The following is a 14,134-nucleotide window of genomic DNA, read 5'->3' on the forward strand; positions in this document are numbered from 1 at the left end:
CGCTGGACGCGCCGATGCGGCCGTACGACAGCCGCGCGCAGGCGTCCAACATGGCCAACGGGGCGACGACGCTGATCCTGGAGAGCCGGGAGCACGCCCGTGCGCCCGCCGCGCCCGCGGCCCGTCCTTCCGGCGGGCCCGGGCCCGCCGTTCCGCCATCGGTGTGTCGACGACGCCCGACGGGGGAGCGGCACCACAATCCCCGTGACGGCGACCGGCGGCCCCGGCTCCCGCCGTCACCTCGCAAGTCGACGCCCCCTCGGAGGCACAGCCATGTCCGACGGCTACTTCCTGCCCGACCCCGAAGGCCGCGTGCCCAGCGCCGGCGGCTACTTCGGCGCGTTCGGCGGCATCTTCGTCCCGGAGGCGCTGCGCGCCGCCGTGGAGGAGGTGGCGGCCGAGTACGAGAAGGCGAAGGGCGACCCGGCCTTCGCCGCCGAGCTGGAGGACCTGCTGGTCAACTACACCGGCCGTCCCAGCGCCCTCACCGAGGTCCCGCGTTTCGCGGAGCACGCCGGCGGTGCCCGGGTCTTCCTCAAGCGCGAGGACCTGAACCACACCGGCTCGCACAAGATCAACAACGTGCTGGGCCAGGCCCTGCTGACGCGCCGCATGGGCAAGACCCGCGTCATCGCCGAGACCGGCGCCGGCCAGCACGGCGTCGCCACCGCCACCGCCTGCGCCCTCTTCGGCCTGGAGTGCGTCATCTACATGGGCGAGATCGACACCGAGCGCCAGGCGCTCAACGTCGCCCGGATGCGGATGCTCGGCGCCGAGGTGATCCCGGTGACCTCCGGCAGCCGCACCCTCAAGGACGCCATCAACGAGGCGTTCCGCGACTGGGTGGCCAACGTGGACCGCACCCACTACCTCTTCGGCACCGTCGCGGGCCCGCACCCCTTCCCGGCGCTGGTGCGCGACTTCCACCGCGTCATCGGGGTCGAGGCGCGGCGGCAGATCCTCGAGCGCACCGGCCGGCTGCCGGACGCGGTCGCGGCCTGCGTCGGCGGCGGCTCCAACGCCATCGGCCTCTTCCACGCGTTCCTGCCCGACGAGGGCGTCCGCCTGGTCGGGCTGGAGGCCGCCGGTCACGGCGTTCCCTCCGGGGAGCACGCCGCCACGCTCACCGCCGGTGAGCCCGGCATCCTCCACGGCTCGCGCTCCTACGTCCTCCAGGACGACGAGGGCCAGATCACCGAGCCGTACTCGATCTCCGCCGGGCTGGACTACCCGGGGATCGGCCCGGAGCACGCCTACCTCAAGGACTCCGGCCGGGCCGAGTACCGGCCCGTCACCGACGACGAGGCGATGCGGGCGCTGCGCATGCTGGCGCGGACCGAGGGCATCATCGCCGCGATCGAGAGCGCGCACGCCCTCGCCGGGGCGCTCGACCTGGGCAGGGAGCTGGGCCCGGAGGCGACCGTGCTGGTCAACCTCTCCGGCCGCGGCGACAAGGACATGGACACCGCGGCCCGCTACTTCGGGCTGTACGACGAGGGAGCCGAGAAGTGACCGCGACGGACCACCTGGCGGGCGGTGCCACCGACGGCACCGCCGAGCGCACCACCGCCCCGGCGCCCGGCGGCCGACTGGCCCTGCTGGAGTCGGTGCTCGCCGACACCCGGGCGCAGGGCCGTGCAGCTCTGATCGGCTACTTCCCCGCGGGGTTTCCCACCACCCGGGAGGGCATCGACTGCGCCGTCGCCATGGCGGAGGGCGGCTGCGACGTCATCGAGATCGGGCTGCCGCACAGCGACCCGGTGCTCGACGGCCCCGTCATCCAGACCGCCGACGACATCGCCCTGCGCGGCGGCGTCCGGATCGCCGACGTCATCGCCACCGTGGGAGAGGTCCACGCCGCAACCGGCGTGCCGGTGCTGTGCATGACCTACTGGAACCCGGTCGACCGCTACGGGGTGGCCCGGTTCGCCGCGGAGCTGGCCGCAGCCGGGGGCGCGGGCTGCATCCTGCCGGACCTTCCGGTGGAGGAGGCGGGCGCCTGGCGGGAGGCCGCGGCCGAGCACGGACTGGCGACCGTCTTCGTCGTCGCGCCGTCCAGCCGCGACAAGCGGCTCGCGGAGATCACCGCGGCCGGCAGCGGGTTCGTGTACGCCGCCTCGCTCATGGGCGTCACCGGCACGCGGGAGTCGGTCGGGCAGCAGGCGGGGGAGCTGGTCGGCCGGACGCGCGCCGTCAGCGACCTCCCGGTCTGCGTCGGCCTGGGTGTCTCCACCGGTGCGCAGGCCGCCGAGGTGGCGGCCTTCGCCGACGGGGTGATCGTGGGCAGCGCCTTCGTGCAGCGGGTCCTCGACCACGCCGGCGACGGTCCGGCCGCGGTCGCGGCGGTGCGCGCCCTCGCCACGGAACTGGCGGCCGCCACCCGCCGGGAGGGCTGAGCCCGCCCCGCACGCCCCCGCACGCCCCGTGCCCGGCCCGGCACGGGGCGTGCCGACCCGGGCCCGGGCGCCGTCACCCCGGCCGGTAGAGTCGCGCGGCATGGACAACGGGATATCCGAGGGGTCGGCGGGGGACCCGGGCGCCGGGGAGCCCGAGGGCCCCTTCCGCCCGCCGACAGAGGTGGAACACCAGCTGTACGAGGCAGGGGAGACCGGCGACTGGACCGCCTTTTTCGCCACACTCGCCGCCACCGACCTGTTCGTGCCGGCCCGTCGCGACGCGGTCGACGCCGACCCCGGGAGGGTCAGCCTCTCCCCGTTCCGCGACCCCGACATGGACGGCCTCTGCCAGGCGGTCTACACCCGCGGCCTGCTGCCCGAGCCGGTCCCCGGACAGGTCCACGAGCGCACCGAACTGGCGTGGCTGGCGCGGATATGGCCGTCCTCGCTGCGCTGGCTGGCCGTCAACCCCGGCACCCCCGTGGAGACCTTCGTCCCCGCCAACCCCCGGGCGTGGCGCAAGTACGCGCGCAAGGCCGGCCAGGAACCGCGGATGAAGACGGTGTGGACCGGCCCGCTCCACGACGCCCTGGCGCACGGGATGGCCTGCGGGGCGCTGCTGCTGGTCAACAACGGTCACCCGTGGAACCACCTCGGCTGGCAGGGGCAGGGCTACTCCGAGGAGCAGGAGTCACTGCGCCGCTGGTGGGACATCACCTCCCGCGACCAGCTGCTCTACGCGATGGAGGGGCTGACGGCCGGCGACTACTCGCCGTCGGACTGGGAGTTCGCGCTGCGGGTCCGCGAGGCGCTGGTCGAGGAGTACGGCACCCTCCCGGACGGCGACACCTGGCGCGACGCCGCCGAGCGGGTCCTGCTGGCGCGGACCGCGGAGCTGGTGGAGAGCACCGGCCGGCCGCCCGGCTTCGACCTCCACGCCGACATCGAGTCGACCCGCGACCTGATCGGCCGCATCCTCCGCTACGAGGCGCGGTTCCGGGCCGACGGAATCCTCGTCGGTGAGGACGTGGTGCGGTCCGTCCTGGCCTGGGACTTCGGCCGGGCCTCCGCCATGGCCCGCTGGGGGCTGGGCGCCCGGTACTGCGAGCCCGGCGAGGCGCGGGAGGCGCTGCTGACCACCGGTGCCAACGCCCGGCAGATCTACCGGGGCTGGGGCGAGTTCGCCGCCGGGTACATCCTCGGCCGCTGCCTCCACTTCGACGACGAGGCGTTCGGCAGCTGGTACACCGACATGGTCGCCGTGCACCGCATCCTCACCACCGACACCGAGAGCCCCTGGCTGAGCGTGCCCTGGCAGCACCCGACGGACGGCACGCGGGACGACCGCGCCCGCTGACCCGGCCGCGCCCCGCCGGAAGAACCCCGGTCGCCGGGTCGCACCACCGCCGGGCGCGGGACGGGCCGCCGCCGGTCGGCGGGTCCCGCCGACCGGGTCGCCGTCGGCGTGTCAAGGTGGCAGCGCCCTGTCCCGCGGGCGCCGCTCCGCGCGCCGCGCCCGGCTCCACCGTGGAGGAACCGATGGTCATCGTCGCCGGCCACATCGTCGTCGACCCGGGACGGGGGGACGCCTACCTGGCGGAGTGCGTCCCGCTGGTGGTCGAGGCCCGCCGCTCCCCGGGCTGCCTCGACTTCGCGCTCTCGCCCGACATCGCCGACTCCGGGCGGATCAACGTCCACGAGCGGTGGACCTCCCGCGAGGCCGTCGAGGCGTTCCGGATCGGCGGGCCGAGCCCCGCGCAGACCGAGGCGATGCTCTCGGCCAGCGTCGCGGAGTACGAGGTGGCCGCCGGGCGCGACCTCACCTGACGCCCCTCGCGGCCGGCCGCCCGTCGCGGGAACGCCCTCCCGGAGCCCGCACGGGTAGCGCCGGGCCGCTGCCGCCGGGGCGGGGTGAAGGGGTAGCCTCGGGACCACCATGGAGATCCTTGCCGCCATCCCCAGCCCCGGTATCAGCGAGGTCCCGATCGTCGGGGGCTTCGCGCTACGCGGGTACGCCGTGTGCATCATCATCGGCCTGTTCCTCGCCATCTGGCTGACCGGGAAACGCTGGGCCGCGCGCGGCGGCGTCGCCCAGACGGTCGGCGACATCGCCATCTGGGCGGTGCCCTTCGGCCTGATCGGGGCCCGTGTCTACCACGTGGTCACCGACTACCAGCTGTACTTCGGGGAGGGCCGCAACCCCGTCGACGCGCTCTGGATCCAGGACGGCGGTATCGGGATCTGGGGGGCGATCGCCGGTGGTGCGCTCGGCGCCTGGATCGCCTGCCGGCGGCGCGGGATCTCCTTCCCGGCCTTCGCCGACGCGGCGGCGCCCGGCATCGTGCTGGCGCAGGCCGTCGGCCGCTGGGGCAACTGGTTCAACCAGGAGCTGTACGGCCGGGCCACCGACCTGCCGTGGGCGCTGGAGATCGACAACGGCCGTGACCTGGGCACCTTCCACCCGACCTTCCTCTACGAGTCGCTGTGGTGCGTGGGCGTCGCGGTCCTGGTCATCTGGGCGGACCGCCGGTTCCGACTCGGCCACGGCCGGGCGTTCGCGCTCTACGTCGCCGGGTACACGGCCGGCCGCTTCTGGATCGAGTACCTGCGCATCGACGAGGTCAACACCGTCCTCGGCCTGCGGCTGAACAACTGGACGGCGCTGCTGGTCTTCCTGGCCGCGGTCACCTTCCTGGTGGTCTCGGCGCGCCGCCACCCCGGTCGGGAGACCGTGGTGGAGCCCGGCGCGGGCCCCGACGCGGGCCCCGACGCGGACGCCGACACCGCCGACACGGCGGACACCGCGGAGGGCGCGCGACCCGCCGACGGCGGCCGGGACCGCGAGGACGACGATCCGCCCCGCGATGCGGACGACCTGACCGCGACGGCGGAGCGCCCCGGCGGGGACGGGGCGACCGGCCCCGCGGCGCGCGGCGACGACCGCCGCTGACCGCACCCACCGACCCCACGCCGCCCGGACCGCGCCAGCGCCGTCCGGGCGGCGTCGTCGTGCTGCCGCGGTGCGGGCGCCGGCGGGCGGTGTCCGCGCGCGGGGCGCGCCCGACGGACCGTGTGCCCGGGGCGCCTGCTCCGGCGCGCCGCTGCGGACCGCGCCACCGCCACCGCCGGCACCGCTCTGACCGCCGTCACCGCCGGTCGGAGCGCTGCGGCAGGGATCACATCTCGGTCGGGGGTCTTGCCGCTGCCCGTGCCGGGGTGAAAGAGTGCGCGGCGCGTCACACCACGGTCGTCACTCCCGGTGAACCGTGTTTCCCGGCGGTTTCACCGATGTCACCGGCGGGCATATGCTCCGAGCCCCCCAACGAGCGGGCCCGGGCATCGTGGCCCGCCCGGCTCCGGCCTTCTCCAGGCCGCGCCTCATGCGCGCACAGTCCGCATGATGGATACAGGTGTCCACAAACCGGCAACGCCGCCATCATGTAACCTTCACGAAATTTCGCCAGGGCCAACGTCGTCCCTCGGTACCACAGCTGCCACTGATGACGACGGGAGAGCCGATGCGTTCTGGGCCCACGGCTGCCTATCCGGCCAAGCAGGGGATGTACGACCCGGCGGAGGAGCACGACGCGTGCGGCGTCGGCTTCGTCGCCACTCTCACCGGTGAGGCCAGCCACGACCTGGTGGACCGGGCCCTGACGGTGCTGCGCAACCTCGAGCACCGGGGCGCCACCGGCAGCGACCCCGACACCGGTGACGGCGCGGGCATCCTCATCCAGGTTCCCGACGCCTTCCTTCGGGAGAACGTCGACTTCGCGCTGCCGGAGCCCGGGCACTACGCGGTCGGCACCGCGTTCCTGCCGCCCGGTGACGAGAGCGACGGCGCCGCGGCCGACGCGGCCGCCGCCCGCATCGAGGCCATCGCCGCCGAGGAGGGCCTCACCGTCCTCGGCTGGCGCGACGTCCCGGTCACCCCGGGGCTGCTGGGCGCCGCCGCGCGCGCCACCATGCCCGTCTTCCGCCAGCTGTTCGTCACGGACGGCCGGCAGAGCGGTCTGGAGCTGGACCGTCCCGCGTTCGTGCTGCGCAAGCGCGCCGAGCGCGAGGCCGACGTGTACTTCCCGTCGCTGTCCTCCCGGACGCTGGTCTACAAGGGCATGCTCACCACCGGGCAGCTGGAGCCGTTCTTCCCGGACCTCTCCGACCGCCGCCTCGGCTCCGCCGTGGCGCTGGTGCACTCCCGCTTCTCCACCAACACCTTCCCCAGCTGGCCGCTGGCGCACCCCTACCGGTTCATCGCCCACAACGGTGAGATCAACACCGTCCGCGGCAACCGGAACTGGATGCGCGCCCGCGAGTCGCAGCTGTACAGCGACCTCTTCGCCGCCGCGGGCAGCGACGGCGGCGACGCCACCGACCCGCAGGCCGCGCTCGAGCGCGTCTTCCCGATCTGCACCCCGGACGCCAGCGACTCCGCCACCTTCGACGAGGTGCTGGAGCTGCTGCACCTCGGCGGCCGGTCGCTGCCGCACTCCGTGCTGATGATGGTGCCGGAGGCGTGGGAGAACAGCGACACCATGGACCCCGCGCGCCGGGCGTTCTACCAGTACCACTCCACCCTGATGGAGCCCTGGGACGGGCCGGCCTGCGTCACCTTCACCGACGGCGTCCAGGTCGGCGCGGTGCTGGACCGCAACGGTCTGCGCCCCGGCCGCTACTGGGTCACCGACGACGGCTTCGTCGTGCTCTCCTCCGAGGTCGGCGTCCTGGACATCGACCCCGCGCGGGTCGTCCGAAAGGGCCGGCTCCAGCCGGGCCGCATGTTCCTGGTGGACACCGCCGCCGGCCGCATCATCGAGGACGACGAGATCAAGGCCGGGCTCGCCGCCGAGCAGCCCTACCAGGAGTGGCTGGACGCCGGGCTCATCGAACTCGCCGACCTGCCGCAGCGCGAGCACATCGTGCACACCCACGCCTCGGTCACCCGCCGGCAGCAGACCTTCGGGTACACCGAGGAGGAGCTGCGGGTGCTGCTCGCGCCGATGGCGCGCAGCGCCGCCGAGCCGATCGGCTCCATGGGCACCGACACGCCCATTGCCGCCCTCTCGGACCGGCCCCGGCTGATCTTCGACTACTTCACACAGCTGTTCGCGCAGGTCACCAACCCGCCGCTGGACGCCATCCGCGAAGAACTGGTCACCTCGCTGCGGTCCTCGCTCGGCCCGCAGGGCAACCTGCTGGAGCCGACGCCCGCCTCGTGCCGCTCGGTCACCCTGCCGTTCCCGGTGATCGACAACGACGAGCTGGCCAACCTGATCCACGCCAACGCCGACGGCAACATGCCGGAGTTCTCCTCCGCGATCCTCTCCGGCCTGTACCGGGTGAGCGGCGGCGGCGACGCGCTGGCCGACCGCATCGCGGAGATCTGCTCCGAGGTCGACGCCGCCATCGCCGACGGCGCCCGCATCGTGGTCCTCTCCGACCGCCACTCGGACGCCGAGCACGCGCCGATCCCGTCGCTGCTGCTCACCGCCGCCGTCCACCACCACCTCATCCGCACCAAGCAGCGCACCCAGATGGGGCTGCTGGTCGAGGCCGGCGACGTCCGAGAGGTGCACCACGTCGCCCTGCTCATCGGGTACGGCGCCGCGGCGGTCAACCCCTACCTGGCCATGGAGTCGGTGGAGGACCTGGCGCGCCGCGGGACGTTCTTCGAGAACACCCCCGACCTCACCACCGAGCAGGCGATCCGCAACCTCATCGCGGCGCTGGGCAAGGGCGTGCTGAAGGTGATGTCCAAGATGGGCATCTCCACCGTCGCTTCCTACCGCGGCGCCCAGGTCTTCGAGGCCATCGGCCTCGACGAGGAGTTCGTCGCCACCTACTTCCAGGGCACCGCCACCAAGATCGGCGGCATCGGCCTGGACGTCGTGGCGCGCGAGGTCGCCGAGCGCCACAGCAAGGCCTACCCCCGCTCCGGTGTCACCTCCGCCCACCGGCGGCTGGAGATCGGCGGCGAGTACCAGTGGCGCCGCGAGGGTGAGCCGCACCTCTTCGACCCGGACACCGTCTTCCGACTGCAGCACTCCACCCGCGAGCGCCGCTACGACATCTTCAAGCAGTACACGGAGCGGGTGAACGAGCAGTCCGAGCGGCTGATGACGCTGCGCGGCCTCTTCGGCCTCAAGCACGACCGTCCCGCGGTCCCGCTGGAGGAGGTCGAGCCCGTCTCGGAGATCGTCCGCCGGTTCTCCACCGGTGCGATGTCCTACGGCTCCATCTCGCAGGAGGCCCACGAGACCCTGGCCATCGCCATGAACCGGCTGGGCGGCAAGTCCAACACCGGTGAGGGCGGCGAGGACCCGGAGCGGCTGTACGACCCCGAGCGCCGCTCCGCGATCAAGCAGGTCGCCTCGGGCCGCTTCGGTGTGACCTCCGAATACCTGGTCAACGCCGACGACATCCAGATCAAGATGGCGCAGGGCGCGAAGCCCGGCGAGGGCGGCCAGCTGCCCGGGCACAAGGTCTACCCCTGGGTCGCCCGGACCCGGCACTCCACCCCCGGCGTGGGGCTGATCTCCCCGCCGCCGCACCACGACATCTACTCGATCGAGGACCTGGCGCAGCTGATCCACGACCTGAAGAACGCCAACCCGGTCGCCCGCATCCACGTGAAGCTGGTCTCCGAGGTCGGCGTCGGCACGGTCGCGGCGGGTGTCTCCAAGGCCCACGCCGACGTGGTGCTCATCTCGGGCCACGACGGCGGCACCGGCGCCTCGCCGCTGACCTCGCTCAAGCACGCCGGCGGCCCCTGGGAGCTCGGCCTGGCCGAGACGCAGCAGACGCTGCTCCTCAACGGGCTGCGCGACCGGATCGTGGTGCAGACCGACGGCCAGCTGAAGACCGGCCGCGACGTGCTGATCGCGGCCCTCCTCGGCGCCGAGGAGTACTGCTTCGCCACCGCGCCGCTGGTGGTCTCCGGCTGCGTCATGATGCGCGTCTGCCACCTCGACACCTGCCCGGTCGGCATCGCCACCCAGAACCCGGTGCTGCGCGACCGGTACGCCGGCAAGGCCGAGCACGTCGTCAACTTCTTCGAGTTCATCGCGGAGGAGGTCCGGGAGCTCCTCGCCGAGCTGGGCTTCCGCACCCTGGACGAGGCGATCGGCCACGCCGAGCTGCTGGACACCGGCCGCGCGGTCGACCACTGGAAGGCCCGCGGGCTGGACCTGGCCCCGCTGCTGCACGTGCCCGAGCTGCCCGAGGGCGCCGTGCGCCACCAGGTGATCGAGCAGGACCACGGCCTGGCCAAGGCGCTGGACAACGAGCTGATCCGGCTCTCCGCCGACGCGCTGGAGGCCGACCGCGCCGAGGACGCGCAGCCGGTCCGCGCGCAGCTGGCGATCCGCAACATCAACCGGACGGCCGGCACGATGCTGGGCCACGAGGTCACCAAGAAGTTCGGTGGCGCGGGGCTTCCCGACGACACCATCGACCTCACCTTCACCGGTTCCGCCGGGCAGTCGTTCGGCGCGTTCCTGCCGAGCGGTGTCACGATGCGGCTGGAGGGCGACGCCAACGACTACGTCGGCAAGGGGCTCTCCGGCGGCCGGATCGTGGTCCGTCCCGACCGCGGCGCGGACCACCTCGCCGAGTACTCCACCATCGCGGGCAACACCCTCGCCTACGGTGCGACCGGCGGCGAGCTGTTCCTGCGGGGCCAGGTCGGCGAGCGGTTCTGCGTCCGCAACTCCGGCGCCCTGGTGGTCGCCGAGGGCGTGGGCGACCACGGCTGCGAGTACATGACCGGCGGCACCGCGGTGGTGCTGGGCACCACCGGCCGGAACTTCGGCGCCGGCATGTCCGGCGGTACCGCCTTCCTGATCGACCTCGACCGCGCCCACGTCAACGTGGGCAACCGGGACGCCGTCGTGGAACTGGACGACTCCGACGCCGCGTGGCTGCACGACGTGGTGCGCCGCCACCAGCAGGAGACCGGTTCCACCGTCGCGGAGAAGCTGCTCGCCGACTGGGAGACCACGGTCACGCGCTTCTCCAAGATCGTTCCGCTCACCTACAAGGCAGTGCTCGCCGCCAAGGACGCCGCCGAGCAGGCCGGGCTCTCCGAGTCCGCGACCCACGAGAAGATGATGGAGGCGGCGACCCATGGCTGACCCGAAAGGCTTCCTCACCACCGGCCGCGAGGTCGCGCAGACCCGCCCGGTCCCGGAGCGCGTCCGGGACTGGAACGAGGTCTACGTCCCCGGCTCGCTGCTGCCGATCATCACCAAGCAGGCCGGGCGCTGCATGGACTGCGGCATCCCGTTCTGCCACAACGGCTGTCCGCTGGGGAACCTGATCCCCGAGTGGAACGACTACGCCTACCGCGGCGACTGGACCGCGGCCAGCGAGCGGCTGCACGCGACCAACAACTTCCCGGAGTTCACCGGGCGGCTGTGCCCCGCCCCGTGCGAGTCGGCGTGCGTGCTCGGCATCAACCAGCCGGCGGTGACCATCAAGAACGTCGAGGTCACCATCATCGACAAGGCGTGGGAGGCGGGCGCCGTCACCGCGCAGCCCCCCGGCCGCCTGTCGGGCAAGACGGTCGCCGTGATCGGCTCGGGTCCGGCCGGTCTGGCCGCCGCCCAGCAGCTGACGCGGGCCGGGCACACCGTCGCCGTCTTCGAGCGGGCCGACCGGCTCGGCGGGCTGCTGCGGTACGGCATCCCCGAGTTCAAGATGGAGAAGCGGCACATCAACCGCCGCATCGAGCAGATGCGCGCCGAGGGGACCAAGTTCCGCACCGGCGTGGAGATCGGTCGCGACATCACCGCGACCGACCTGCGGCGGCGCTACGACGCGGTGGTCATCGCCGCAGGCGCCACCATCGCCCGCGACCTCCCGGTCCCCGGGCGGGAGCTGAACGGCATCCACCAGGCGATGGAGTACCTGCCGCTCGCCAACAAGGTGCAGGAGGGCGACTTCATCGCGCCGCCCATCTCCGCCGAGGGCAAGCACGTCGTCGTCATCGGCGGCGGCGACACCGGCGCGGACTGCGTCGGCACCGCCCACCGCCAGGGCGCCGCCTCGGTGACCCAGCTGGAGATCATGCCCCAGCCGGGGGAGGAGCGCGCCCCGCACCAGCCGTGGCCGACCTTCCCGATGCTCTACAAGGTCACCAGCGCCCACGAGGAGGGCGGGGAGCGGGTCTACGCCGTCTCCACCACCCACTTCGAGGGCGACGAGGACGGCAACGTCCAGGCGCTGCACCTCGTCGAGGTCGAGTTCGTCGACGGGAAGCTGCACCAGAAGGAGGGCACCGAGCGGCGCATCCCCGCACAGCTGGTCACCCTCGCCATGGGCTTCACCGGCACCGACACCGAGAACGGCCTGACCTCCCAGCTCGGCCTGGAACTCGACGCGCGCGGCAACATCGTCCGCGACGCCGAGTACGCCACCTCCGAGCGCGGCGTCTACGCCGCCGGTGACGCCGGGCGCGGCCAGTCGCTCATCGTGTGGGCCATCGCCGAGGGCCGCGCGGCGGCCCGGGGCGTCGACCGGTTCCTCACCGGCGGCAGCGAGCTGCCCTACCCGGTGCGGCCCACCGACCGTTCGCTGACCGTCTGACGCCGGGGCGGCGGTGCCCGGTCGGGGAGACCCGCCGGGCCCGCGGCGCCGCCCGGACAGACCCCCGCCCGGTACCGGGAAGGACCCCGGTACCGGGCGGTGACGTGTCCGGCGCGGCGACGCGTCCATCGTGGTGACGCCGCTCGTGCGGTGAGGCCGCCGGCGCGTCGGCGCGGGCGGCGACCGTCGCGGGGGTCAGCTGCCGGAGGCGGCCATCGGCGTGGGCTCCTCGGCGGTCATGGCGTCCACCAGCGTGCGGTCGCCGAGTTCCTGCTCCAGCTCGATCTCGACCTCGTCCACCGCGAGCATCTCGTTGCAGACCTCCGCCGCGGGGTCCTCGACCGACCAACCGCCCAGCACGACCAGGTCGTCGGTCTCGTGGACCCAGCTGCCCCAGTCGGCGTCGCAGTCGCCGTGCCCGACGACCACCGTCAGCGCGGTGTCCTCCGGGTCGGCCTCGACGACGCCCTCGATCGCCCACAGCACCGGGCTGGAGAAGTTGTCCGCGGGCTGCGCGTCCGGCCACTCCTCGGCTATCTGTTCGGCGCGCTCCAGGAAGACGTTCTCGTCGGGGAGGTCGCCGGGCTGCCGCTCCTCGCCGCCGGGCGCGCCACCGGTGGCCGCGCCGTCCTCCCCGGCACCGTCGTCCCCCGCGCCGCCGGTGGCCGCGCCGTCGTCCGCTCCGGAGTCCGCCGCGGGGGGCGGGCTGTCGTCCCCGGAGGAGTCACCACCGCACGCCGCGATGGTGAGGGCCGTGGCTGCCAGCATCGGAACCAGAACCTTGCTGCGCATGACGCTCCTTCCGTCCCGTGCGCCCCACCCGGATCGCGGGGCACGTTGGGTCTGTGACGGACGCTGCCCCCGATCGGTTCCGTCGAACCGGTGGCACCGCCCCGTGTCGCGTCCCGACGACGGTCGCGCGCCCGGCGCCCGGCGCGCGGCGAGCCCGGCGGGGCCGGAACGCGTCGGACCGGCGGGCGCGCGGTGCCCCGGGAGCAGCGGAGGCCGCCCACCCCTACGGGTGCGGCTGCCGGCGCCTGGTCCGTCGGTGCGGCTGCCGCCGGCGGCGCCCGGACGGCTCCGGCACGCGGCGGCGGTCGGGCCGCGCCACGTCGCCGGACCGTACGCGGCCGACGGGGGCGCGGTGATGGCGGGCTCGACCCTCGTCACGGTCCCGGCTCTCACCCTCTGCGGCGCGGTGCAGCGCCGACCGGTGTCGGCCGGTGCTGTCGTGGGGTGATCACCGACGCCCCCGCCGCCCGCCCCCCGTCCGGGTGAGCCGCCGCCGTGGCGCCCGACGATCTGCGCCGGGCGGTCGGGCCCGCGCCGCAGACTGCGGGCGGCAACCGCTCACCACCGGGAGGTCCCGTGTCCCCACCCTCCGACGGAGCCGCCGTCCTCGCCGCGCGCTGCTCCCACACCCACCTCTTCCCCGGCGCCCGCGTCCTGGTGGAGGGGGTGCCCGACCCCGCGGCGTTCGCCGTCGCACCGCACCCGCTGACGCTCGCGCTGCGGTTCACCGACGGCGTCCTCACCGAGGCGGACCTGGTCACCGACGGCGCGGCCGGGACGGTGCTCGCGGTGCCCGCCCACACCACCGACGCCGGCACCGCCATCCCCGACCACCGCTGGTCGGTGCCGTACGCGGCCGCGGAGGGCGACGCGCTCCGGTTGACGATCGGCCGCCACGCCCCGGCGTGAGGCGTCCCATGCCGCCGCGACGCGACCGGGCGGCCGCGCGCGGGGTCAGGGCGTGTCGGCCGCCGCCGGCGGTCGCGGTGCGGTCGCCTGCCAGGCCGTGAAGAGCGGCAGCGTGCCCGTCGCGTCCATCACCACCACGCCGAACGGCCGGTCGAGGACCACCGTCTCCACCCGGGGCGGCCGCGCCGGCGGTGCGGAACCGAACCGCATCGACATCACGGTGGCGGCCGCCGCCCGCACCCCGTTCTCCGCCAGGGTGAGCACGCTCTGCTGCACCGCGCGGTCCACGAAGAGCGGTTCGGGCGAGAGCCGGGAGAAGTCCGCGCCCGCGCCGGAGATCAGCCGGGCGCCGACCGCCGCCAGCTGCGGCAGCAGCTCGACCGTGGTGGTGAGGCGCAGCCGCGGCAGCCCCAACCGCACGCGGTCCGCGTCGATCCCGGAGCGGGCCGCGG

The 14,134-nt window shown here is 74.1% G+C and carries 10 protein-coding genes; 8 read left to right on the top strand and 2 right to left on the bottom strand.

Going from position 1 to position 14,134, the window contains the following annotated elements; translation table 11 throughout:
* The first annotated feature begins 273 nt into the window (after positions 1-273).
* The 7 genes from trpB to HCN56_RS17155 all read left to right on the top strand — a co-directional run bounded on the left by trpB (position 274) and on the right by HCN56_RS17155 (position 11,981).
* On the top strand, positions 274-1,512 hold the full coding sequence (gene trpB, locus HCN56_RS17125) for a tryptophan synthase subunit beta (protein ID WP_167972106.1): 1,239 nt from the start codon (positions 274-276) through the stop codon (positions 1,510-1,512).
* Positions 1,513-1,589: 77 nt separating this feature from the next.
* Positions 1,590-2,396 (top strand): tryptophan synthase subunit alpha, encoded by an 807-nt coding sequence (gene trpA / locus HCN56_RS17130; protein WP_245246665.1) that lies wholly within the window; start codon positions 1,590-1,592, stop codon positions 2,394-2,396.
* A 100-nt stretch (positions 2,397-2,496) separates the two neighbouring features.
* Positions 2,497-3,753: a DUF1266 domain-containing protein gene (locus HCN56_RS17135; RefSeq protein WP_167972108.1), complete on the top strand. Its 1,257-nt coding sequence runs from the start codon at positions 2,497-2,499 to the stop codon at positions 3,751-3,753.
* A 182-nt stretch (positions 3,754-3,935) separates the two neighbouring features.
* Complete coding sequence (locus tag HCN56_RS17140; protein ID WP_167972110.1) at positions 3,936-4,223, top strand: putative quinol monooxygenase; 288 nt, start codon at positions 3,936-3,938, stop codon at positions 4,221-4,223.
* A 109-nt stretch (positions 4,224-4,332) separates the two neighbouring features.
* Entirely contained in the window at positions 4,333-5,346 is a 1,014-nt protein-coding gene (lgt, locus tag HCN56_RS17145) for a prolipoprotein diacylglyceryl transferase (RefSeq protein WP_167972112.1), read from the top strand.
* Between the two features lie 568 nt (positions 5,347-5,914).
* Positions 5,915-10,528, top strand: coding sequence for a glutamate synthase large subunit (gltB, locus tag HCN56_RS17150; RefSeq protein WP_167972114.1), 4,614 nt, complete (start codon positions 5,915-5,917; stop codon positions 10,526-10,528).
* Positions 10,521-11,981, top strand: a complete 1,461-nt coding sequence (locus tag HCN56_RS17155) for a glutamate synthase subunit beta (protein ID WP_167972116.1) — start codon at positions 10,521-10,523, stop codon at positions 11,979-11,981. Before gltB ends, HCN56_RS17155 begins: the two co-directional genes overlap by 8 nt.
* A gap of 195 nt (positions 11,982-12,176) precedes the next feature.
* Here the strand turns inward: HCN56_RS17155 and HCN56_RS17160 are convergent, their stop codons facing one another.
* Positions 12,177-12,773, bottom strand: coding sequence for a hypothetical protein (locus HCN56_RS17160; RefSeq protein WP_167972118.1), 597 nt, complete (start codon positions 12,771-12,773; stop codon positions 12,177-12,179).
* A 576-nt stretch (positions 12,774-13,349) separates the two neighbouring features.
* Here HCN56_RS17160 and HCN56_RS17165 point away from each other — a divergent pair.
* Positions 13,350-13,682: a hypothetical protein gene (locus HCN56_RS17165; protein WP_167972119.1), complete on the top strand. Its 333-nt coding sequence runs from the start codon at positions 13,350-13,352 to the stop codon at positions 13,680-13,682.
* 45 nt (positions 13,683-13,727) lie between these two features.
* On the opposite strand, the gene HCN56_RS17170 is transcribed toward HCN56_RS17165, so the two are convergent.
* On the bottom strand, positions 13,728-14,134 hold a 407-nt coding region (locus tag HCN56_RS17170; protein WP_280923292.1), incomplete at its 5' end, for a serpin family protein.

Source organism: Streptomyces lonarensis, assembly GCF_012033735.1.
GTDB classification, from domain to species: Bacteria; Actinomycetota; Actinomycetes; order Streptomycetales; family Streptomycetaceae; genus Streptomyces; species Streptomyces lonarensis.